Genomic DNA, 23,086 nt, shown 5'->3' on the forward strand with positions numbered 1-23,086 from the left:
CCTAAATCTCCTTATTTGCGTGGGCTCACCGGCACCAGAACGGGCCGACCCTCGGGCCAGTATCGTGTGCAGGCATTTGGGCCATAGGCGTAACAGCTGTGCATTGTCGTCTCGCCCTTCAATACGTTGATAAGTTCTTTGAACAGGCTACTGCCCTGGGGTATCACACCGCCGGTGCCTGGGTTATTGCCCATGATGAACCACGTACCTACCGGATCGTAGTTATGGACCTCGTACTTGAGGACCAGGTTCGCCCGTTCGACAGGGTCGGTGACGGATGCGCGATTTTGCAAATAGGCCAGCTGTTCATCGGCGCGATAGACATTGTATGCACCGCCAAAGTCATACACCGTAGTTTTTCTAAGCATGCCTTGGGCACCGGGTAGATTGGCAATGGAATCTCGCGAGTTGCCGCCCGTCATGGTGCCGCGACTGTGCTCGGTCAGGTGCAAACCGGTGGCACCGTACTTTATCTGTAGCTCCCGGGTGGCTGCGGTGTAATTGGTCAAGCCCCAGAAGTCGTTGTCCATTGCCTTCTGATACCCGGCCACCAGCAGTTCCGACATGGCATTACCCGCCGTCGGAAACCACAGGAAATATTGGGGCCCCGTAGCGTCGGGGTTTCGGTGTTGAGCGGCGTATTTCGCCGCGGCTTTTGCGTCGTTGAAAATACCATTGAGGGCCACGTTGACGACGTTGTCAGCGTCGGCTTGCAGGTTATCCCGCTCGGCGCCCACCACCTCACGGAACAAGGGTTTGTCGTCCGGGCCTTCTTTGACATTGCCTTGCTCATCCATATCCAGCACAAACATCTGGTCCGGTTTTCTGAACATGGTCTGGTACGCCTCATCGGTAAACTGCACCCCTTGGCGATAGGCCTCATTCTTGATCGACTGCTCCGCCTCGGCGGTACGCTGCAGTTTGTCCAGGTCCTGGCGCTCGGCGCCGACATGGGAATGGGCGGTGTCACGGTTAAGGCTGGCCACCGTCTGGCTGGCATCACGGCCGGTCAATTGCTGCTGGCGGTAGGCATCGGTGATGAGGATATTGCCGGCACTCACCGCGCTTCGCGTGTTGCCCTCGGAAGAGTCCGAAGCCTTGCCTGCATCCAGGTAGTTGCTGAACAAGGCCTTGCTGGCGCCGTACATGCCCTGGCCGACAAAGTCGCTGCTGAGGGTGAGCCCACTGCTGTCGGCGCTGGCCTTGGCGCTGTTGTGCAGGTCTGCGGTGGTCAATGAGCCGGTACTCAAGCTGTTCTTGCCGTCGGCAATCGCCTTGTCGTTGCTGGCGATCACGCCGCCCGCCAAGTGGGTGTTGCCCTTGACCCGGATATCAAAACCACCGTCGCCGGCCCGAATGCCGCTCTGCTCAGTGACGCTTTCAAAGTTGGATTTCTGAATGCCTTTGTTCTGACTCAACGTGAAGCTCGATGAGCCGATGCAGAATGGCGGCACGCAAATACTCACGCCCACGCCCAGGCTAGTCTGTTTGGCTTTGTAGGTACTGGTGTCCTGCAGGCTTTCGACACTGAAATCACCGCCGACATCGGCCGTGACTTGCTTGCCGCTCACCACTGCGCCCTTGAGTCGGGTATCGCCACCGGAATCGAGCGAGACCTTATTACCGGCGTCCACATGGGTATTGCTCCAGACCACATCATCGCCATCGGCCTTGCCACGGCTTTGGGAAGCCCCGGCGTTAAAACTGATGCCCGTGGTTTGGCTGCCGATGGCAATGCCGATCCCAAGGCTGGCGTTGCTGCCCTTTTCGGTCGTGCGCTGTTGCACCGTGTTTTGCGCGGCCAGCAAGGCAATAGCGCCGTCGGCCTTGAGGTTCACGTCATGGCCGGCGGTGATCTGGCTGCCTTGTACGGTCAGGTTGCTGTTCTTGCCGGCGCCGGCAGCGGTAATGTTGACATCACCACCGGCCAACACTGACGAGCTGGCCGCCGAATTGGAGGTCTGCTCGGTTTTACTTTCCTTCTTGCTGGTGCCGGCTGAAATGCTGATATTGATGCCGCCGGCCATGGACGGGTCCTTGTCGTACTGGATATAGCCGTTGCCCGCCCCCATCAGGGTATTGACCAGTGCCAGGGTTTTGAGCCGGCCATCATCGGTGCGGTCGGACGCGGTTTTCATGCGCTGGGCGGTCTGCACGGCTTCGATCACCGGGTTGGTCACGGTAATGGTGAGGCCGCCTTGCTTGAACTTGGTCTCCTGGGTGATGTGCTGCTGGTCACGGGCCTCAAGGATATCGACCAAGCGCGCGGCAATGTCCACATCGCCCTTGGGCGCCGTCACTTGGCTGCCGACCTGGCGGTAGGCATTGCCGGCCAGGATACTCACGTTGCCATCGGTGGCGCCGATGGTGCTGGCCGCCGCCGTTTCACTGTCGGTACGGTTTTTGTCGCTGCGCTGCTGGCTGCCGATGGTCACCGCGATGGCGCCGCCGCTGAACAGTCCGCTTTGCTTGACCTGCTTGAAGTGCTGTTCGCTGAGCTGGTCGGTGGCGGCCACCACATTCACATCGTGCCCGGCCACCAGGGTGGTGCCGCTGGTGGAGACCACGTTGCTGCCGCGCACATTCAAGTCATTGTCGGCCTTGACCCAGGTGGTCTCGCCACTGAGGGTGGTGGCCTGGGCGCGGGTTTCACTCACGGTGTCGCGGGTTGTGGTGGTCTTGCTGGAGAACAGGCTGTTACTGCCGGTGACCTTATGGGCCTCGTCGACAAAGTTGTAGCTCTGGCTGGTGCTCAGATTGACGTCGCGTCCTGTCGAAACGGTCACCCCGCCCTGCTCGCTGACAACTTTGGCGCCACGAGCATTGAGGTCATTGTCCGCAATCAGGCGTACCTCGCCCTCTCCCTGGATAACGCTGCCGACATCGGTGCGGCTCGCGTCCTTGCGCCAGTTACTGGCGTTCCATTGCACACTTTGTTCACGGCTCTGGGTTACCGTGCCCAGGTTGATATCGTGGCCGGCAACCACCGTGGTCTTGCCGTCCTTGCCGGAACTGACGATTTGCGCCGCACTCAGGTTGATATCGCGCGCGGCGTTCACCACCAGTTCGCCCTTGGCATCGGAGACAAACAACCCGGCAACCCGCGAGATACCCGTGGCGGTGCCCTGGGCACTTTCGGTGTTGCGCGTGGTGGACACCAGGTTGATATCGCGACCGGCAACCGTATTCAAGCGCGTGGTGGCATCGATCAACCCGCCGAGGTTGTTCAAGTCAGTGCGGGCCTTTACCTGCACCTCGCCACCGGACAGGCGCCCGCCCAGGTTCTGCAGGTTGTCGGCGGAAATCGCCAGCACGCTGCGCCCAGCGATCGTGCCGCGGTTAACCAGGTCGCCCTGTAGCTTGAGGTCGACCACGTTGCCCGCCATCAGTGCTCCGGAGCCATCCAGATCGCCGTCACGCACCCGCACATACACCTGCGGCACCAGCGCCTGGGTCACGCTGCCATCGGCTAGGGTTACGTCCTTCTTGACCAGCCAGACGATGTCGCTGGTCAACTGGGCCATTTGCTCAGGGCTGAGCGCCACACCCGGCACCAGGTTCCACTTCCCGGCGTAGGTCAGCGCACTGTCGAGCAACGCGCGGTACTGGGTTTCATCATTGGCATAGCCGTCGAGGAAGCGCCTGCCGGTGAGTTGGGCGATCTGTTCGCGGATCAGTTTTTGCTCATAGAAACCATCACCCAGCCGCGTAAGGGTCAGGCCCGGATCCAGTTGCAGCCGGTCCAGCATGTAGTTGGAAGACAACCAGGAACGATAACTGGTGAACCGTGGGTCGCTCTCCACCAGATAGTTGGGGTTGGCCTGGGGGTTGAGGTGGAACAGGCTGTTGTCCGGCACCTGCACATTCAGCCCGCCGGTACGGATTGACTCACCCACGCCTCCCGCCGCCGTCGCTTGCAGCGCCGCCACTTCCAGCACCGGGCCAGGCGCTCGGCCATTGCCCACATTGACCTTGGCCGCACTGGCACCGCCGGCAGCCTGATCGACGCTGCTGGTCAGGCGAGTGCCGAGTTGCAGGCCGCTGCCGGTATGGGTGGTGTTTTGCAGGTACTGGGTTGGCCGCAGGAAAATATCGGTGACGCTGGCGGCCGGGTTGTAAGCGGCTGTCGAACGGCCCTGACGGTCACGGCCCTTGCGATGGATACGATACAAATGGCTGAACGTGCCACTGTCCGTCACCGTCTGCTGCCCGGTGACCTCAGTGTTGCTGAGTTGCCCGATAGTCCCCACCAACTCGCCGCCGGCGATGATCCGGCTCTTGTCGTTCAACACCGAATTGGCGGTCAGCAACATTGAGCCGCCGGAGAGGATTTCACCCGGGTCGGAGGTGAGGATCTGGGTCTGGGTGGTGGTGCGGGTGTAGTCGTAGCGGTTGTAGTTATCGGCCACGCCCTCGGGGCTGACCAAGTGGCTGACTTCGTCGTTGTAGAGTGAGATCTGATCCGGGCGATAGCGATTGGCAGAGCCGGTGTGCTGGAACTCCTGGACGCCTTCGCGGCTGACCTCAACCACTTGGGTGCTGAAGTGTTCGTTGGTATTGCGTAACTCGGCGCTGCTGAGGCTCAACCCGCCAAGTGCTTCGATGCTGGCACTGGCGTTGCGCACCAGAGCCGCCTGGCCGATAGCCTGGCCCTGTGCATCCAGCGCGCCGCCGATCAACAGGTCACCGGCACTGAAGAGCATGGAATGCTCACGGTTGAGCAGCGTGCCGACGCCGATGTCCAGGCGTTCGCGCGCGGCGATCACGGCTGCTTTGGCATCTTCTACGTCATTGGTCAGTTGCCCCGCCGCAATCGAAACGTGATCGCCATAAATACGGCCGCTGCCAAGGTTGTTGAGCACTTGGGTATTGATCCGGGTGATCTGGGCATCGATCAAGCCACGGTTGTTCAGGGTATCGGCCACATCGAGGGTCACTTGCGCTGCACTGATCTCGCCGTTGGCGCGGTTTTCAATCACACCGCTCGCTACCCGCAATTGCTTGCCGGCCTGAACGCCACCCTGGTTGTCGAGCGCGCCTTGCAGGCTCAGCTCAAGATTACCGTTGGCTTGCAGTTTGCCGGTATTGACCAACCCCGAAGCTAGGTTGAGGCTGATATCGCCCAGGCTCAACACGCTGCCATCGCCACTGAGGCTGGCGCTGGTCAGACCGAGCCGTTCTCCGGCGATCACTGTACCGGCTCTGTTGAGCACTGCTTGATCGGCGCGGATCGACACCTGCTTGCTCGACGAGATCAGGCCCGCGCTGTTATCCAACTGCCCGGTACTGTTGACGCTCAGCAACTGGTCAGCACGCATGGCGCCCGAGCGGTTGAGCAACTGCGCCAGGTTCAGGGCCAACGACTGCCCCTCCACGCCCTGGTTGCTCCCTTGGGTCTGCTGGTTATCCAACTGTCCTGCATCGACCGTCAAGGTGCCCCCGGCACGCAGCAGACCGCCGACGTTATCGAGGCGACCGCTGCCGATGTCCAGCCGCGCGTTGCCCAGGCTCTGCAACTGGCCACCACGGTTGTTCAGGCCGCCCGCCGTCAGCAGCAGGCTCTTTTCACTGCTGAGTACACCGGCGTCGAGGTTATCAACCTGCGCGGCATGGATCGCCACGTCGCCTTTGCTGCCGATAAAACCGGCGCTGTTGTTCAGGTTGCCGGTGCGCAGCGTGATACCGGCCTGCCCGAGGATGCCATTGGCGCTGCCGGAATCGGTGTTGGTCAACGTTTGCCCATGGGTGTCGAGTGTGATCGCACCGTTACCCTGGATAAGCCCGGCCTGGTTCTGCAGCTCACCACTGTGCAGGTCCACGGTGCCGCTGCCGATAATGGCGCCGCGCTGGTTTGACAGGCCGCGCCCGGCACTGTTGAGCAACAAGGCCGCGCCGCTGATTAACCCATCGTCGTTATTCAGACCCAGGCTGGTAATGGTCACGCCTTGCCGGGCCTGCACCACACCGGCGATGTTATCGAACGCGCCCTGGCTCACCCTCAGCACCAGCGGCCCGCCGACCGAGCCCACGGTGCCCTGGCGGTTACTCAGGGCGTCGGCGCTGACACTGAGTGCGCCGATGGCCGCCAGCGTGCCGTGGTCATTGTTCACCTGCCCGCCGGACAGCGTGAGGCTGTCGCCCGCCGTGATCTTGCCTTGCGCGTTGAGCAACTGCCCGGTACTCAACTGTGCGCCCTTGGCCGCTGCCAGGGTGCCTGCACTGTTGTCCAACAGCGTATGCGCGGTAACTTTGAGGTTGCCGGCCACTGCCGCCTGAACCGTGCCGCCTTGATTGAGCAAGCGATCAGCCGTCAGGCTGATGTCACTGTCACTGGCCACTGTAGCGCCGGTGTTGTCCAGCAGACCCAGGGTGTTGATACGCAACGTATCCGTGCCGGTCTGCAGGATGTTCCCCTGCCGGTTGGACAGTTGGTTGGCGTCGATTTGAATCTGTCGGGCCACGGTGGTGGCGCCGTCCAGTACCGCGTCGGCGACGCTGACTTGCAGTAGACCATTGCTCTGCAGGCTGCCTTGGGCACCCGTGAGCGCCTGACCCTGAAGGGTCAAGGTGCCCGCTCCGGCGTGTTCGATCCGGCCCTTGGCATTGGACAGGGTCGCAGCCGACAGGCGCACGTCGGTCGCGTTACTGGCAATGCGCCCGTCGGCGTTATCGAGGTTGCCGGCCACAGTGATCACGGTGGCGCCCTTGCCCACCTGCACGATTTCACCTTGATGGTTGGACAGGCTGCCGGCCGCCAGTTGAATGCCTTCGGCATTGACCTTGGCGTTGTCGGTGGTCAGGGCCTGTTGCACCGACGTATTCAACGTTGCCGTGGCATCCAATGCCGCACCGCTCAAGTCAGCGCCACCCGCGCGGGCAGTGAGCGTGACATTGCGCCCGGCGGTCTCACTCGTCTTGAGGTCGAGGCTCGCCGCGTCCAGGTGCAGATCGCCGGCGGCAATGGCCGAGCCTTGATGCTTGAGCGTCTGGCTGGCGCTGACGCGCAATGTGCCATTGCCGCTGACCTTGCCATCGCCCGCCACGCCTGCACCCAACACGGACTTGCTGGCGTTGCTGATGTTGCGCGCCGCCAGGCTCAAGTCCTGCTGCGCCGCGATCACGCCTTGGTTATTGATATCGCCACCACTGGACAGCGTCGCGTTGCCCTTGCTGTACAGCGAGCCGCTGTTGTCGACGCCCAGTTGGCTGGTCACCTGCAGGTTCTGGCTGCTGCTGATTTGCCCGCTGTTGCCCAGCCGGCCATCGGCGCTGATCACCACGTCGCCAGCACTGGAGCCGATTTGCCCGGCATTACGCACGCCCAGGCCGGCTTCGGTGCCCACCAGCTTGATTTTGCCCGCGTACATGCCGCCCAGTTGCGCCACATCGATGGCGACCTGGGGCTTGTCGCCGACACCATTGATGGCCGTCGCCTGGGTGTTGTCGGCATTCACCTGATTGGCGCCAGTGGTGACCCGCAGGTCCTTGGCCCAGACCCCGGCATTGACCTCGACCGACCGCGCGATCACATCGGTAAAGTCGGTCTGTGAGGCGTCCAGGCCCTTGCCGGAGATCACCACCTTGCCGCTTTCGACCCGATAGCCTTGCAGTTGGCCGTCCTGCATCTGCGCACTGCCGCTGGTCAAGGTGGCGCGGTTGGCATTGATAAAGCCACAACCGTCACACGCGATACCCGACGGGTTGGCGATCACCACCTGGGCACGGTCGCCGGCCACTTCGATGTAACCGCGCAGTTGGCTGGGGTTGCTGCTGTTCACCTCATTGAGGATCACCCGCGCCGTGCCGCCGGCCAGGTGTGCATTGCCCTCGATCCAGCCGCCGAGCTGAGTCTGGGTATTGGTGCGCGCGTTATTGAGGATCGCACCTTGGGCATTGACGTCGAATTGGCTGTAGGTGTTACGCGACACCCCCGCCGCACTCGGGGCCTGGATGTTGACTTGGGGCACGCCATTGGCAGCATTGATGATCACCGGCTGCTGGCCGGCGGGAGCGCCACGGTCGGCGACGATGTCGCCCCAGGCCAGGGGCGAGGCCAGCGTGATCAAGCCCAGAGCCGCCATCAATGCAAACCGCAGGGGGCGCAAGGTCAATTCAGCGCTCAAGACCACCGGGGCAACGCCTGCGCCACGACCCGAGGCTTTATTGCTCCCCAACACGTTTTCGGCCACTACCATCAGCAGGCCACGGGCTTTGTTGAAAACGATCCTGTAGAGGTTTTTGTTCATGACGATCCCTGTGTCTTGAAAAGCGTAAAAACGTGACGAGCACTACGAATGGCGAGCAATCGTTGGAACAGGCGGCTGCGTGCGCGCCAGGCCGGCACCTTGAAAGCGCTTGATTCGCAACCCGCGCTCATTGCCCCGGTGGTAAAGCGCGCTGAAGCGACTGTCGGCAAATAAGTGGCGCTGTACCAGGCGTGCAAGGCGTGCGCTGTGGCCAAACGGCGCTACCCAGTCCAGGAACCACAAGCGCTCGCCGCTGTTCCAGTCGGGTGCGGGCAGGCTGATGGCCGGGTTTTGCAGGTAGCGCTGTTCAGCGTCGACGCTGAACCAGGCCCAGGCGGCATAAAACACTGGGCGCCCGTGTTCGTAACCAATGATGAACTGGCGGTTGGCAATTGCCGGCAATAGCAGCGCGTTCAGTGTGTGCAACGGCGCATCGCGATGGCTCGTGGAGTGCATCCACAGCCACACGGCGGCGCCCAGGGCTTGAGCCTCGTTCCAGGGTTCTTCACTGAACGCCGGCGCCATCAGCTCAAGGTTATCGAGTTGCATGGCAAGCCCTCACATGGCCCACGTCAGGCTGAAGCCTGCGGTGGTGTTGGCCGTCTCGAAACCCTTGGGCTTGCTGATCGGCTGGCCGACAAATACGTCGTAGGACACTTGTCGGTAACCACCGCGCAACCCCACGACATAGCCGGCCAAATGATCGCCGATCAAGTAGCGGCTCGAAGGGCCGCCGACCTTGCCGTAGTCAACCCCCAGGTAAGTTTCCTGGCCGGTGTTGCCTAGCGCCAGGCCGAGGTCGTTGCGTACCAGCCACCCGCGGTCGGCGGATAAAATGTTCTCACCGTCAAACCCGCGCACGCTATAGCGCCCGCCGATGGAAAAACGGTCCTGGGGCACCAACGCGGTACGGTTCCACTGCGCACGCCAGGCGGCGGTGTAGCGCAGGCGCTGTGTGGCGAGGCTGAACGGTACGGAGAATTGCGCGTCGGCATTGATAATCTGCGAGCGCGACGTGCCTTCGCCAAACGCCTCCTCGGGCGCGGCGATGGCGTTGCGCGCGCCGGTCCCACGGCGGTAGCTGGCGCCCAGATCGAGGGTCGCGGTACCGATGAACTCGCGGTGGCTCAGGCCCAGCGCCCAACCGGCCATGCGCCGGCGCTGGATTTCGATTTCGGTGTCGTCGATATAGTTTTGCGAGGTGCGAGTCCAGCCACTGAGTTTGAGCGTGGTTTTGCGCACGGCATCGCGATACAGCAAGCGCGAGGCACTGATTTCGTTGTTTTTGCTTTCACCGGTGTACTGGTAGGTCTGGTTGGCCCCGGCGACTGTCTGGTGATAGTCATACTCGCTGGACGTAATGCCAAACAACCAATAACCGTAGGGCACGGAGTAATGCAGGGTATGGCCCTTGGAGCCACGACTGCCCGAATCGCCACCGCCCAGATCGTGGTTGAAGCTGGCATAGAACAAGTCATTCAGGCTCAGCAGATTGTCCAATGACACTGAGGTCGACCCCAGGTATTTGCCGGTGGCATCGGTCCCCGAATCATCGACCGACACGCTCAAGCGCACAGGGAGCGCCTGCTTCCAGGCGATGACCAAATCACTGTCACCCGGCTTTGCGTCCATCCCCTGGGCGGCGGCGATTTGAATATCCGCCTCAGCGGTGGGCACGCGCTTGAAGTTTTCCAGCGCTTGCTCAAGGTCACGCAGGTTGAGCAGATCACCGGCGCTGGCAGGTACGGCGTTCCAGGCATTGGCGCGGGTGGAGGTGCCCTCGGCGAAGCGAATCGAATGAATGCGCCCGGGAATCAAGGTCAGTTGCAGCACGCCGCTGTTCAAGTCCTGAGGCGGCGCAAGCACGCGCGTGGTGACAAACCCGCGCTCGATGATCGCATTCTGAATACGCTTCATCGTCAGGTTGATGCCTTGGGCACCGAGGCATTGGCCGGTGGCAGGATCATGCTTGGGGTCAGCGCTGCGCAGCGCCCATTGAAAATCATCCGCCAGTTCGCCGTTCAAGGCGATCTTGCGGATCAGGAAACACGGCGTCTCGCGTTTCTCAAGCAAAGACCCCTTGGGGGACGAAGGCGGTAACTCAAGGCGTACGTCAGGCGCCGGCTCCAGTTGCTCACGCAATGCGCGCTCGCGGTCTTGTTGCAGCAACAACTGCTGCGCAGGTACGGGAGGGTCAGCGGCGTGCGCGGCGCAACTGCCGAGCGCTGCCAACAGCAACACCGCCATCGACTGATGAGACGGTGCCAGGTTTTTAACGGGTGAGTACAACGTGCAAAAACGGGCCAGAGACTCCCGTGACCGGAAAAACACTTCCATTTCGCATCCCTGTGAAATTTTCCTGCCGGCGCATCAAACACCAGAACGGCACTTGAACAGCAGGAGTCGCCTTGATGGCCAATGGCTGTATGAGCGGACAACGTTCACAAAGTTCACGTAAAACCGGGAAATGTCCTACAAAAAAACACCTATTACTTTACGCGCCACAACTGGTTTTTTAGCTGCACCCGCTCTAGCTCAGGCCGTTGCGGTCAGAGCCTGGCATTGCAGCCCTTCAAGCCTCCAGCATCAGGATATCTTCAAAGAACCCGCCAACCGGCTCGGTGGGGTGACAGAGCTGGATCTCCAGCACCCACACCATTTCACTTGGCGTGATCTCAAGCTCCGCCAATTCCTTGTTGCCGAACAGTGCGTGGGGGAAATCCGCAATACGGTGGCCTGTCAGGTTACGCGACAGCCGCCAGCCCTTGGAAACGGCGCGTTCCTCGGCAAAGTCATAGAGCTCGCAGCCGGTCATGCCACCCTTCCACGCCTCGCGGGTTTCATCGAAGACTTCATGCACGGCCGTTAAGCAGTCGCGGTGCAGCGCTGACGCGCCGAAGACGAAGGTGTCGCCATAGTCGCCCTCGTAGCCGTCCCACACCGGGCCGAGGTCGACCACCACGATATCGGTGGGGCGCAGCGTGCGCAGTGGGTCAATACCTTCTCTCGGTGGGCGAACCGTGTCGTCGCCAAACCGGATGTACGTCGGGTGCCAGGTGTGGGAGGCGCCCATGGCGTGCAGTTGCTCGGCGGCCATGTCGAGGGCTGCCCCGGTGGTCATGCCGACTGTGAGTTGGCTGGCAATCGCCGCCAGGGCGCGGATGGTCTTTTCGCGGGCGGCGAGCATGCCATCCAGCGAATACCTTGGGCCGACCTTTTCCCAGGTGTCATCCAGGGTCTTGAGCAGCGTGTCGGCGCTCGACTGCCCGCTGGGCACAAAGGCTTCGGCGATAAATCGATGGCTCGGCAAACCCGCTTCCAGGCACTGGGCACGCACCTGGCTGATCATGCCGCCGTTACCGCAGGCATACACCTGCGCCGCTTCCCAGCGGTGCCCGTGGCTTAGCGCAACTTCCTGCACCTTGCCTTGGGAGGCCAATACCGGGTGCCAGTGAAAACGCGGGTGGTCGATGACCGCCTGGTCCAGGAATGCGCGGTCGTAAAAGTCGCTGGCCTGCGCGCCGCCCCAGTAAAACGTCACCTCCACATCCCGCTTCAAGGCGGTCAGCAGGATCGGCTTGATACCCGCGTAGCCGGTGCCGGTGGCGAACAGCACGACCGGCGCCGCATCATCGTCCTGCCAGGTGCAGGCACCAAAAGGCCCTTCAAGTTGCAACAGATCGCCGGCCTCAAGGCTGCCCAGCAGGGTTTCGGAAAAAAGCCCGCCGCTCACCCGGCGGATCTGAAACACCAGGCGCCCATCGCCTTCGGCCGGCAGGTTGGCGATCGAGAAACAGCGCGAATCGCCATCGACCAGGCGGACCTTGAGGTATTGGCCCGCCCGTACGGCCAACGGCATATCCGGCATCAACACCAACTCGATGATGTCAGGGCTCAGTGCGCGCTTGCTCAGCACCGTCGACTCGACGACCAGTGCGGGCGTGTCCAGCGACCAGCCGGGAATTTCCAGGCGCATGTCGGCGCAGGCATGGCTTTGGCACAGCAGCATTTCATTGGCCGCCAACGGATAGCTGGGCGCAGGTGCGCCTGGGGCCAGTTGCTTGGCCCGGTATTGACCTTGGGTGACCACCACCTTGCACGAGCCACAGGCACCGCGTCGGCACGAAAACGGCACCGACAAGCCACTGGCGAGCATGGCGTCGAGCAACAGCTCGTCACCGGCTTCAAAGGTTTTCCCCGAGGGCGAGAGTTCGATTACATGGCGTGTGTTCATAAAGACCTCGGAGTGAGTGAGGCCTGATTGTTGCGCTAGACTAGGCCCATTAAAACCTCCAGTTTTGGATACTTCAGATGGTCCAGATGCGTAAATGGCGTCCTTTGCTCAAGCTTGACGAGGGTCCCAGCCAAGCGTCCTATCGCAAGATTGCCGAAGGCCTCGTCGCGGCCATCCTCGAAGGGCGGTTGCCGCCCGGCACGCTGCTGCCGGGCACACGGGAGATGGCGCACTTGCTCGACGTCAACCGCAAGACCGTGATTCTGGCCTACGAAGAAGCCCTGACCAAAGGCTGGCTGATCAGCGAGCCGCGCCGGGGTACTTTCGTCAATGCGCAACTGGCGCCCAAGCCGGCGCCCACTCGCTCGCAGGCGTCTTTCGCCCCAGCGCTGGTGCCGCAGGCGATCGTGCCCTACTTCAGCCAGAACGCCCAGGTGATTGCCCTGGAGCATCGGCATGACGCGCTGTTTTTCGATAATGGTGCCTGCGATCACCGCTTGCTGCCGCAGGCCGTGCTGCATCGCTACTACCGCAACGCCTTGCGCAGCAGCTTTACCACCAACACAGTGCGCTACGGCAGCGAAGGCACCGGCTATTACCTGCGCTGCGCGCTGGCCGACATGCTGCGCAACAATCGCGGGCTGATGATCGGCGCCGAAAATATCTGCCTCACGCCGGGCACCCAGGTGTCGCTGTACCTCACCGCCAGCTTGCTGATCCAACCCGGTGACGTGGTGTTGGTGGAGCGCCTGAGTTACCCACCGGCGTGGGAGATTTTCCGCAAGCTCGGTGCGCGTTTGATCACGGTCGACATGGACGATGAAGGCTGCCGCACCGACCACATCGAGCAGCTCTGCCAAGCGCATAAGGTGCGCATGATCTATCTCACCCCGCACCATCAATTTCCCACCACCGTGAGCCTGCACGCGGCACGTCGGCAACAGCTGCTGGCCTTGGCGGCGCTGCATGATTTTTGTGTGATCGAAGAGGACTACGACCACGAGTATCACTTCAATGGGCGGCCCTACTTGCCACTGGCCAGTGACAGCGCGCAACGCCATGTGATCTATATCGGCTCGCTCTCCAAGGCACTGGGATCGACGTTCCGTTGCAGCTATGTAGTGGCGCCTGCCCACGTGATTGAAGTGCTGCAAAAGAGCGCCGCACTGGTGGTGGGTGACACCGATGCCGTCGCGCAGAAAATGTTGGCGGACCTGATCAACGAGGGTGAATTGAAGAAGCACTTGCGCCGTGTTTCGAAAGAATACGCCGCACGGCGGGAAGTATTGCAGAGCTGTCTGCACGAGGCGTTCGGTGATCGGATCAGCGTGCGAGAGCCGGAAGGTGGCTTGGCGCTTTGGGTACGTTTTCAGGATGAAACTGATGTTGACTGGTTGGCAAAAAACGCCTTGGGCCAAGGGGTTGTAGTACGTAGCGCGCGTCAGTTTTCGCCTATAGGCTCATCGGAAAATGCGTTGCGTCTGGGGTTTGCCTCGCTGGATCGAGACGAAATCCGCCAGGCTACGTCGCGCCTGAGGCAGGTCATGAACACGCGCTGAACATACACGAAAACGCCGATCATCACTGATCGACGTTTCGTTAAACCACAAGGCAGAAATGCGGAAAACTGTTAGTAGCTTGCCCTTCAGACACCTTCAATTATAGGCAGAAACACCATTAAAACTTCACTGACCTATATACAAATGTGACGTAATCGATCGGCGAATATGCCTCACTCAATGGATTTAAAGAGTAGGGATTGCGCTTAACAACCTCGATGGGAAACATCCCATTATTATAGGCATTTATAATGGTTCTGCGCACAACGTCAGGGGCAAGATTGGGATGCTGCCTTCTTAATGCCGCTTCCTGCCTGAGAAAACCCTCGGGCCGTATGTCACCCCCCGCAGTAACACTACCTTCAAACGCCTTTACTGGCCGACCATTAATTAGTTTTTTAAACTGCGCAGCAAAGGAACTACGACCTCCATTCGCAGAGTTACACATTAACAGCCTAATGGTGTCGTATTGTTTAACATTCTCAGGATTAATTTTATTCTGGCGCAAAATATCCACTAAATTTTTTGGCGTAAGCCTCTGGCTACCCGCTAGCGCAGACACAGGCTTAGTATAGATACCTAGAACTTCCTGATACAAGGGAATAGCCTCTCCGTGCACGGCAATATTAAGACGCCTCAATGTACCGCCCTTGGCCAAGTCGGTAAATACTTGAATTTTACCTGGAACTATCGGATCAAAACCCTCCATAGTTCCAGATAATTTAAAGACATTACCCGAACTTTTATTAGCAGCCGCTACTGTACGAGGATTTATAACCGAAGCCCCGGCAACATTTCCCGCCGCCCGTGTATTGCTGGCAGCCCCCACAATCACATGACTCGGCCCTCTGCCGGACTTGAAAGCCCGCGCAACTGTTTTTACCACGGCATTTGGCGCCGTAAACAATTTGCGCCCCAATCGGCCGGTAAACCTTGCCACTTGAGCCCCGGCTTTACCCGCTGGAATAACGAAACCAAAAAGATCCATAAACAATGAAAGCTGAGCCGCACCGGTGTTGCCATTTTGTTTGAATTCCTCAAACGTATTCATGCCGGGGATGTACATTCTTCTCATCCACTCCATCCGGGCAATAAATGTGTTTTGCTCTGTTTTGACACTGCTCTGCCCGTGCCAGAACGCTTTGTCGAATACAAAGCCACCGATTGACTGTGAAAGATACCGCGTCAGTGCTTCCATGGATTTTTGCCCGTAGGCGATTCTCCCTGGGGCTATTTTCTCAATACGTATACCCGTTGAGCTTTTACCCTCTTCCGGCGGGTTTCCGGAACTGTAGGCACTGTAATCAACATCCAACGGAACGCCGTAGGTAAGATCGCGAAACGCCCCCTCACTGCCAACTTCGTTTGGTCTGCGAGGCGTGCGGATATAGGGAAAGTTGTTGGGAATATCAGGGCGGCTTCGAAACACTCCGTTTAAAGGGAAATACTCATAGAAAGTGCTGCGGTCCTGTGGCGTTTTGCCATGGACTTTTATAATCACGCCTTGCCGGGCAGGCGATTGTGAGAGTTCGCCGTCTGTGAACTCCGGCGGATCGTTCTGGTCGACTTGATGCAACGCATACACTTCGACTTTGCCGGTTCGCAGCCGGTCTTGCTCCTCTTGCGGGAGCATTGAGATTTTTTGCTCGATGGCATACGCCAACGCGGGCAAAGCTTTTTTCTGGTACTCATCAAAATCCTTATTGAACACCTCCTCTACGTCAGGTAGTCCTCTGGAGCTGCTGATGTACCGCCCGGGTCCAATTTCAACACCTATACCCTGTCCGGTTTTTATAACCGAATCCAGCTTGCGTTCAATATAGAGGTCGACCGCAGAATGAAGCTGGCTTTCCTTCCCCTCCTCGGTCATGAAGCGAGCTACAGGCGTGGTGTAGTCATATTGATACCCATATGTTTCTTGCAGAATGCGTAAGGCCTTGGCGTGCAGCGACGGAACGGGTTGAGTGAATGCATCGGCGTGTTTGTTCGACGTTTCTATCTCTATGTTGAACGCTTCCAACGCCGATGTGACTTGAGCGGGTGTGTAGGTCTCGGTGTCATTTCTATCGATCACCCCTTTGCTCGCAGCCCAGTCGACCACAGCATCCGCTTGAGCCTGGTTCTCGACGATTACCGACTCGGGTGTGACCGCCGACGTATTGCCATAGCTCATGATTTGTTCAAAGGTCATCCGACTGCTGGCACCGGCGTTGCTCTGTTCTATCCGGGACACGGCGGCACTCATGCTGGCCCACGTATGGGAGCCGTAGCGCAAGCCAGCCGGGAGGTCTTTAACCAGGAACTGAGGCGCTGCGCCGGCCAGCAGCAAATGCGCGGCAGCAGGCGCCATCTCACGCCGGATGTTTTTGTGGGTGACCAGGTGGTCCACCAGGCGCTGGAAAATAGTGGCCGCTGTGTGCCCTCTGTTGGCGGGACTTGCCAGGTCAAAACCGGCCACTTGATTGCGCTGTTTACCGGCGTCGGGGTCGAGGTCCAGTACCAGGGCAGCCAACACTCGCTCATTGTTGCTGCTCGCGGGGGAAACGTCGCTCAGCGGGGCTTCCAGTTTTTGGCCCAATGCCTGGGCTTCGGGGCTTGCGAGCAAGCGTGAAAGGATGGCCTCGGGGTGGGACTGCCCTTGCAGCGCCTGCGGGTCTATGGGGGTAACAAGGCTGCTGTTTGCCTCGGCAAATGCGTTGAACAGGCCGCCTTGTTGGGCTCCCAAGGTTTGCGCAGCCGAGCGGGCGGCGTCTTGGATATGTGTTTTCTGATCGTTGCTTAACGCCTGCGAGCGCGACATCAAGCCCCAGTAATTGGCGTCTACCGGCGCGGTCGGCAACGGGATGCTGAGCACCGCGACCATGTTTGCCAGTTGCGCCAGTGTGGTCGGCACAGACACGCCACAGTTGGAGAGGAACCCGTGCAGGCTGATTTGATCCTCCAGACCCAGGTCATTGTTGTTGCTGAACGAGGAGCCCGGTTCGACCTCCATGTTCGTGTCTTTTAAACGGCTGGCAATGTCGACCGACGGATCTTCCTTCGCCTCGTTGTACAACGCCATCAACGCGACAAGCAGGCTGTGTTTATCGGCGGCATCGGCAAGCACTTCCTGCTGGTGAGCCAATGCTTGCGGTGAACTGGCCACTACCTGCGACGGCGGCCTAAACGTCTCGCCGGCCTTAAACTTTGTAGCGCGCGCCCGGATTTCCTCGACGTTGGCGCCTAAATTTTCACCGTAGAACTGCGCAACAGTTAATAGAGGCACCTGTTGGCGATCCAGGCTGGACAGGTCGATGAGACTTCGGTGGGGGCCGACAAACAGCTTACCGGCATCCCGTATCGGCCCGGACACTTGGGCCCAGCCGGACGAGTCGTGCAGGCTGAACGTCACCTCTTTACCGCCGACCCTGGTCGATAGCGTGCCCTTTTCAGGGTCCAGCTTCATGGAGGTCGGGTCCAGACCGCTGTCTTTTACCCAAGCGAGAAAAGCCGGGCTTTGGAGCGCATCATTGAACTGGCGCCACCACTGTCCGAAGGTGGAGTCGGCAGGCACAGAAACAGAGGGGGACGTATCCTGGCTGGGGTCGCCTGACTCCATCGCAGCCAACCCCTTCAGTTGCGCAGTACCGTACGCCGCCGCCAATTCGGCGTCACCCGTTTTGCGCGTCCGGTAGTCGCCATAACGCTCTATGAGCTGCAGTCGCTGGGTTTCAAGTGCTACTTGAGTGCGGTCCATCGGCCGTCTCAGCGGGTTGTCCGGATCCGTGTCGGTAAAGGTTTTGCTGGTAGCCAGCGCGTCGGCGCGTGCCGTGGCCGCAAGCCCAGTGAGCGCGACGTCTTCGCCATAGAACTCACCCACGCGGTCAAGGGGCGCGCTGTCGGGTTTAAACGTGGCATCCGTGCGAATCACGGATGCCTTGGGCGCGGCAACCTGTGCGGCAGCCCATATGGGCTGCGAAATGTATGCCCATTCGGGGTCTTGCGCCTGAGTGAAGGTTTTGAGTTGGCCATTGACGGTGGCGGTGAGTGATCCATCTTTGGGCGAGAAAGTTACCGTGGCCGTATCGACCGAGTTTCTCTTGGCCCAGTCCAGATACTCCGGATTCTGGAACACAGCGTACAGTTGCTGCCACCAGCCGCCGAACGTCGAGTGAGGCGAGATGCCCGTGACCTGGGCGTCGGAAGGCACCTCACCGCCCCGTGCAGACTTCAGCGTTTCGCCATAACGAGCAGCCAACTGGCTATCCGCCGCCGCGTGCGCGGCATAGCGTTCACGGTATTGGAGCAGGTCCTGGCGCTGTTGCTCAATCCCCGCGGGGCTGCGCAAAGCCGGCGGCCGCATCGGGTCATTGGGGTCAAGTGGGACAAACGTCGGGGTTTGAGCGAGTTGCGCGGCGCGGTCCCTGGCCTGGCTTGGAGCGATGTCGTGCTGCTCACCGTAGAAGTCGGCGATGACTTCAAAGGGCGCGGCATCGGCACCGAAAGGAGGCCGGGTGCTCAGGGTCTTGGTTTGCGGCGCGGCAGTCATCGCGGCTTTCCAGATAGGCCCGGATACCTGGGCCCAGCCGGAGTTGTCGGTTTGGGTAAAGTGCTTTAACTCGCCATTAACCCTGGCAGAGAAGCCTCCATCCTGCACAGAAAAGGTCACCGTAGCAGTGTCGACCCCGGTCTTTTTCGCCCAGTCGAGATAGTTCCGACTCTGGAGCGTGTCGTGAAAGAGCTGCCAGGCCTGGCCGAAACTGGAAGCCTGGGGAATCCCCAATGTGTAGATACTGGCACGAGAGTCTCCGGCCCGTGCGGCCAGCAGGTCTGTACGGTATTTGCCTGCAAGTTCGCTATCGCCTGCCGCCCTTGCGGCCCGTGTGGCATAGTCCTGCTGATGGGCGGTGAAGGCCTGTTGATGAGCCTCAAGCGCCATCCTGGAGCGAGCATTCGCTCCCCTCAACGGGTCATTCGCCGCAACAGGGGCAAATGCTTTGCTGCGGTTTAATACCGCCGCGCGAGCCAACGCGTCTTGTGCAGACGGGTTGCGCTGCTCACCATAAAAAGCCGCGACGACTTCAGGTGGTGCATTGCTGCCATTGAAGCCAGTACCGACGCGTATGGCATCCACACCGGGCGCCGCAACCTTTGCTGCCTCCCAAATGAATTCAGATACCTGGGCCCAACCGGAGTCGTCGTCCTGGGTGAAGCGCACCTGTTTGCCATTGACCTGACCACTCAGGCTGCCATCCACAGCGCAAAAGGTCACCGAGGCTGGATCCAGGCCTGTTTTTTTTACCCACTCCACATAAGCCTGGTCCTGAAAGGTCGTGTGCAAGTGCAGCCACCACGTGCCGAGTGCAGACGTTGGCGGCAACTCTACCTGCGTATCGGCGGGCCTGCTTTCAAGCCAGCCTGCATAGTGGCTGGCCAACTGACCGTCACCGCGTTTTTGTTCGGCGTATTGAGTGCGATGCTGTTTGAGCGCAGCGTCATGGCCATCGAGCATTTGTGGCGTGCGATCGGCGGCTTGCCTGGATAAATCATCGGGATCGAGGGGAGCAAATGCTTTGCTTTGGAGTATCTGATCGGCCCGTGCACGAGCCACGTGCGAGGGGGCATCGAGCGGCTCACCGTAAAAATCGGCGATCGCTTCAAAGGGAGCCGCATCGCTTTTAAACGTGTCGCCAATAGGTATGGAGGTGATATTTGGAGCAACGACTTGGCTGGCTGCCCAGATGGGGGCCGCCACTTGAGTCCAGCCAGAGTCGTCACCCGGCTGAAAGACGGTGTGCTGACCATTGACCCTCCCGCTGAGGCTGCCGTCTTGGGGCGAATACACCACGGTGGAGGTGTCAAGCCCGATACTCCTGGCCCAGTCCTGATAATCAGGGCTTTGGAAGGTGTCGTAAAAGTGGCGCCACCAGCGGCTGAATGTAGCGTCTTTGGGCAATTCGCCGACAATACCCGCCGCCGAAACCGGCTGCCCTGCGACCCGCTTCAACATTGAGCCGAAGACTTGCGCCAGCGCGCTGTCATCTTCGGCTTGAGCAGGGATTGGCCCAAGGCCTGCGTCTTCACCGGGCAGGCTCAGGGTCTCGACCAAAGAACGCTTGAGTCGCGTTAATGCCTGTTCACGGGCGAACGGCTGAGATGGCGTCGGCTTGCCCTCGGGCTGCGACGTCGGCTGCTCATGCTGAGTCGAGGCTTGCTGTTTTGCCTCTGATTCAGGCTCGGTGGCCTTAGGCGTGCCTTTACCTTGAGAAGCAGGGGAAGGCGTTATCGGAAAAACGGAATATTGAGTCGAAATCATTGATTGTCTACCGTGGAGTGGAGGGAGAAATGCCTGTGAATGCTTGATTCATAGCCTCCCTGCCAAAAAATCCCACGAGAGATAATTAGCATTCCGAAAAGGGCCACTCCACCTGCAATTCTTGACTACAGATTTCCCGTCCCCTTCAGATAAACGTTTTACCCTTTGCCTACAGGGTTAGATCCGAACGTGTGGATGCACTTGGAAACAGATCGCCCATCCATGCCGCACCTTGTGCGTCAGATAAAACAACAGGCGTACCTGGTGACAGATATGACTATTGACACAAAGTGATGGCGGCCTTTGGGGCAAGCAGGATGTTGGGCAGGGCATCTCTATCCATTACTGCGGTAACGAATAGGTGACCGATCTTCAACACGGGCCAGTTCCGGAAACTCAAGCAGCAGCGCCCGGTTGCCCCGGCCGATGTGCGCCATCACCGCCCGCGTAATGTATTCACGTACCATCCCGGTCGACACGTAATACATGGCCCAGGCTTGCTCGGGCGTGCAGAGACCGATTTGTTCCTCGATCTCCTTGTAGGCGTTGTATTCCTCTGACTCCAGGTTGTATCGATCATCGCGTGGGCACATGATTCTCTCCTTCCCTGCAACCTGTGCGACGGCCTTATCAACGCTTAAAAATCAGGTACCGCTCTTGACCTTGGTCCACACCCGCGTGCGGATACGCTCGAGTTTCAACGGCAACGGCTCAAGCGGCACCAGCGTGGCGATAGTTTCTTTGGACGGGTAAATCCACGGGTTATCACGCAACTTCTGCTCAACCAGCGCGGTGGCGTCCTTGTTGGCATTCGGGTACAGCGTGTGGTTGGAGCTCTTGGCAATCACATCGGGTTCAAGCATGTAATTGATAAACGCCAAACCGGCCTTCGCGTTCGGTGCATCCTTGAGCAACACAAAGTTTTCCGACCAGACCAGCCCGCCCTCGCGCGGCAAGCTGTAGGCAATCTTGCGGCCAGTGCGGTTTTTCTCATTGATGGCCTGGGCTGTCAGTGCCCCGCTCGCCCAGCCCACGACCACACAGATATTGCCATCGGCAAAGTCGGCGTCGGTTCTGGAGGAGTCGAAATAGAGTACGTAAGGGCGGATTTTAAGCAGCAGCGCCTGGGCCTTCTGGTAGTCTTCAGGGTTCTGGCTGTTGCTCGGCAGGCCGAGGTAATGCAAGGCGATTGAGATGATTTCGCTCGGCGAGTCGAGCATCGCCACACCGCAGGACTTGAGCTTGCTGATGTTCTCTTCTTTGAAGATCAAGTCCCAGCTGTCCACCGGGGCGCTATCGCCCAGTGCGGCCTTGACCTTATCCACGTCATAGCCGATGCCGGTGGTGCCCCACAGGTACGGAATCGCATATTTGTTACCCGGATCGTTAGTGGCGAGCAAGGCCAGCATTTCCGGGTCGATATGCGCATAGTTGCTCAGTTGGCTGCGATCGAGCGGGGCCAGCACACCCGCCTGGATCAGGCTTGGCAACACGTTGGAGGTGGCGACAACGACGTCATACCCGGTGCGCCCGGCCATGGCCTTGCTTTGCATGACTTCGGCACTGTCGAAGGTATCGATGTGCATCTTGGTGCCGGTCTTTTGCTCGAATTCCTTCGGCGTTTCTGGCGCGATCAACCCGAACCAGTTGTACAGGTTAACCCGAGGTTCTGCCGCCGCTGCGGGCGTGCTGGCCCCCGCACAGACAAGCGAGGCTAAAAAAAGGGCTCGCAAATGTGATTTATTCATATAACTATCCTTGTCAAAAACGACAGGCCCTCATGGCCATCAACGCTGGTGGGTGAATATACCCGGCGTCGTCGAATAGTAAATACCTACAAATACTTAGCTCAGCCCCATGAATCCCTAACCCTAAAGGGGTAGTCCATGTCACTCGACCTTCACAACCTCGCCTGGCATCGGTCGGCCGGCAAGCTGATCATGGAGCTGAACCGCCCAGCCTTCTGGAGCTCGCTGGTTCGCGTCTTGAATGAGTATGTGCAAATCGACAATTGGGTGGTCCTGGTGTTCAGCAACCAGCAGGTCAATGTCGTCAGCGTGACCGAGGTAGCGGATGCCGACGAAGTGGATGCCCTGACGCAACTGTATGTAAAAGGCCTTTACCTGCTGGACCCGTTTTACATTGCCAACCGAGAAAACCCCCAGAGCGGTTTTTTCCATCTGTCAGACATTGCTCCCGAGCACTTCCTGACCACCGAGTACTACCATCAGTATTTCGCCCGGTATGTGTCCGTCGATGAGGTGCAATACAACGTCCAGCTCGATGCGGATCGAACCCTGTGTATTTCATTTGGCAGTAATACGCGCTACACCCCGGAGCAGATCACCACGCTGGATATCATCAAGCCGTGGGTCATGGCATTGATGCATCAACGCATGTGCTTTGAAGTGGATGAAGAAAAACACCTCAGTGAACCGCCGCCCTGGTCTGAAGCCATCGTGCAATTGGGCACGCAGATCACCACGCGCGAGAAGGACGTGCTCAAGTTGTTGCTCAGTGGTTTCTCCAATAAAGAGATCGCCGGCAAACTGGCGCTGTCGACCGAAACCATCAAGGTGCACCGGCGCAATATTTACAACAAGCTCAACATCAAGTCGCAGTCCGAACTGTTTTCGCGTTTTTTCATGCCCAAACAGGACGTTTACACCGTCAATTAGACGAACGACCGCCCACCCTGCCTGGAAGCCCTCAACGGCGGCCTAGCCGTTCGGTCAGTTACCGCGCTTTAAAC

General features: G+C 59.5%; 9 protein-coding genes. 2 read left to right on the forward strand and 7 right to left on the reverse strand.

What is annotated here, in order from left to right; translation table 11 throughout:
• Nucleotides 1-11: 11 nt before the first annotated feature.
• The 4 genes from ACTD9P_RS16200 to ACTD9P_RS16215 form a co-directional block, all read right to left on the reverse strand.
• Nucleotides 12-8,246: a two-partner secretion domain-containing protein gene (locus ACTD9P_RS16200; protein ID WP_438868470.1), complete on the reverse strand. Its 8,235-nt coding sequence runs from the start codon at nt 8,244-8,246 to the stop codon at nt 12-14.
• A gap of 42 nt (nt 8,247-8,288) precedes the next feature.
• Nucleotides 8,289-8,795 (reverse strand): toxin-activating lysine-acyltransferase, encoded by a 507-nt coding sequence (locus ACTD9P_RS16205; RefSeq protein ID WP_438868471.1) that lies wholly within the window; start codon nt 8,793-8,795, stop codon nt 8,289-8,291.
• A gap of 9 nt (nt 8,796-8,804) precedes the next feature.
• Nucleotides 8,805-10,583, reverse strand: a complete 1,779-nt coding sequence (locus tag ACTD9P_RS16210; RefSeq protein WP_438868472.1) for a ShlB/FhaC/HecB family hemolysin secretion/activation protein — start codon at nt 10,581-10,583, stop codon at nt 8,805-8,807.
• Nucleotides 10,584-10,818: 235 nt separating this feature from the next.
• Entirely contained in the window at nt 10,819-12,480 is a 1,662-nt protein-coding gene (locus tag ACTD9P_RS16215) for a M24 family metallopeptidase (protein WP_438868473.1), read from the reverse strand.
• A 77-nt stretch (nt 12,481-12,557) separates the two neighbouring features.
• Between ACTD9P_RS16215 and pdxR the strand changes: the two genes are divergently transcribed.
• A complete protein-coding gene (pdxR, locus tag ACTD9P_RS16220; protein WP_438868474.1) occupies nt 12,558-14,039 on the forward strand; it encodes a MocR-like pyridoxine biosynthesis transcription factor PdxR in 1,482 nt (493 codons plus the stop codon).
• Nucleotides 14,040-14,157: 118 nt separating this feature from the next.
• Here pdxR and ACTD9P_RS16225 read toward each other — a convergent pair whose 3' ends face one another.
• The 3 genes from ACTD9P_RS16225 to ACTD9P_RS16235 form a co-directional block, all read right to left on the reverse strand.
• Nucleotides 14,158-20,334 (reverse strand): hypothetical protein, encoded by a 6,177-nt coding sequence (locus ACTD9P_RS16225; protein ID WP_438868475.1) that lies wholly within the window; start codon nt 20,332-20,334, stop codon nt 14,158-14,160.
• 335 nt (nt 20,335-20,669) lie between these two features.
• Entirely contained in the window at nt 20,670-20,927 is a 258-nt protein-coding gene (locus tag ACTD9P_RS16230; protein WP_438868476.1) for a hypothetical protein, read from the reverse strand.
• Nucleotides 20,928-20,978: 51 nt separating this feature from the next.
• Nucleotides 20,979-22,082, reverse strand: a complete 1,104-nt coding sequence (locus tag ACTD9P_RS16235) for a polyamine ABC transporter substrate-binding protein (RefSeq protein WP_438868477.1) — start codon at nt 22,080-22,082, stop codon at nt 20,979-20,981.
• Between the two features lie 138 nt (nt 22,083-22,220).
• On the opposite strand from ACTD9P_RS16235, the gene ACTD9P_RS16240 reads away from it, so the two are divergent.
• Nucleotides 22,221-23,012, forward strand: coding sequence for a response regulator transcription factor (locus ACTD9P_RS16240; protein ID WP_438868478.1), 792 nt, complete (start codon nt 22,221-22,223; stop codon nt 23,010-23,012).
• Nucleotides 23,013-23,086 lie beyond the last annotated feature (74 nt).

The sequence above is a fragment of the Pseudomonas onubensis genome (assembly GCF_965653655.1).
Classification (GTDB): Bacteria; Pseudomonadota; Gammaproteobacteria; order Pseudomonadales; family Pseudomonadaceae; genus Aquipseudomonas.

Coding starts and splice junctions, on each gene's coding strand:
- ACTD9P_RS16210 (WP_438868472.1), bottom strand. CDS start 10,583: ATGGAAGTGTTTTTCCGGTCACGGGAGTCTCTGGCCCGTTTTTGCACG.
- ACTD9P_RS16200 (WP_438868470.1), bottom strand. CDS start 8,246: ATGAACAAAAACCTCTACAGGATCGTTTTCAACAAAGCCCGTGGCCTG.
- ACTD9P_RS16225 (WP_438868475.1), bottom strand. CDS start 20,334: ATGATTTCGACTCAATATTCCGTTTTTCCGATAACGCCTTCCCCTGCT.
- ACTD9P_RS16240 (WP_438868478.1), top strand. CDS start 22,221: ATGTCACTCGACCTTCACAACCTCGCCTGGCATCGGTCGGCCGGCAAG.
- pdxR (WP_438868474.1), top strand. CDS start 12,558: ATGGTCCAGATGCGTAAATGGCGTCCTTTGCTCAAGCTTGACGAGGGT.
- ACTD9P_RS16235 (WP_438868477.1), bottom strand. CDS start 22,082: ATGAATAAATCACATTTGCGAGCCCTTTTTTTAGCCTCGCTTGTCTGT.
- ACTD9P_RS16215 (WP_438868473.1), bottom strand. CDS start 12,480: ATGAACACACGCCATGTAATCGAACTCTCGCCCTCGGGGAAAACCTTT.
- ACTD9P_RS16205 (WP_438868471.1), bottom strand. CDS start 8,795: ATGCAACTCGATAACCTTGAGCTGATGGCGCCGGCGTTCAGTGAAGAA.
- ACTD9P_RS16230 (WP_438868476.1), bottom strand. CDS start 20,927: ATGTGCCCACGCGATGATCGATACAACCTGGAGTCAGAGGAATACAAC.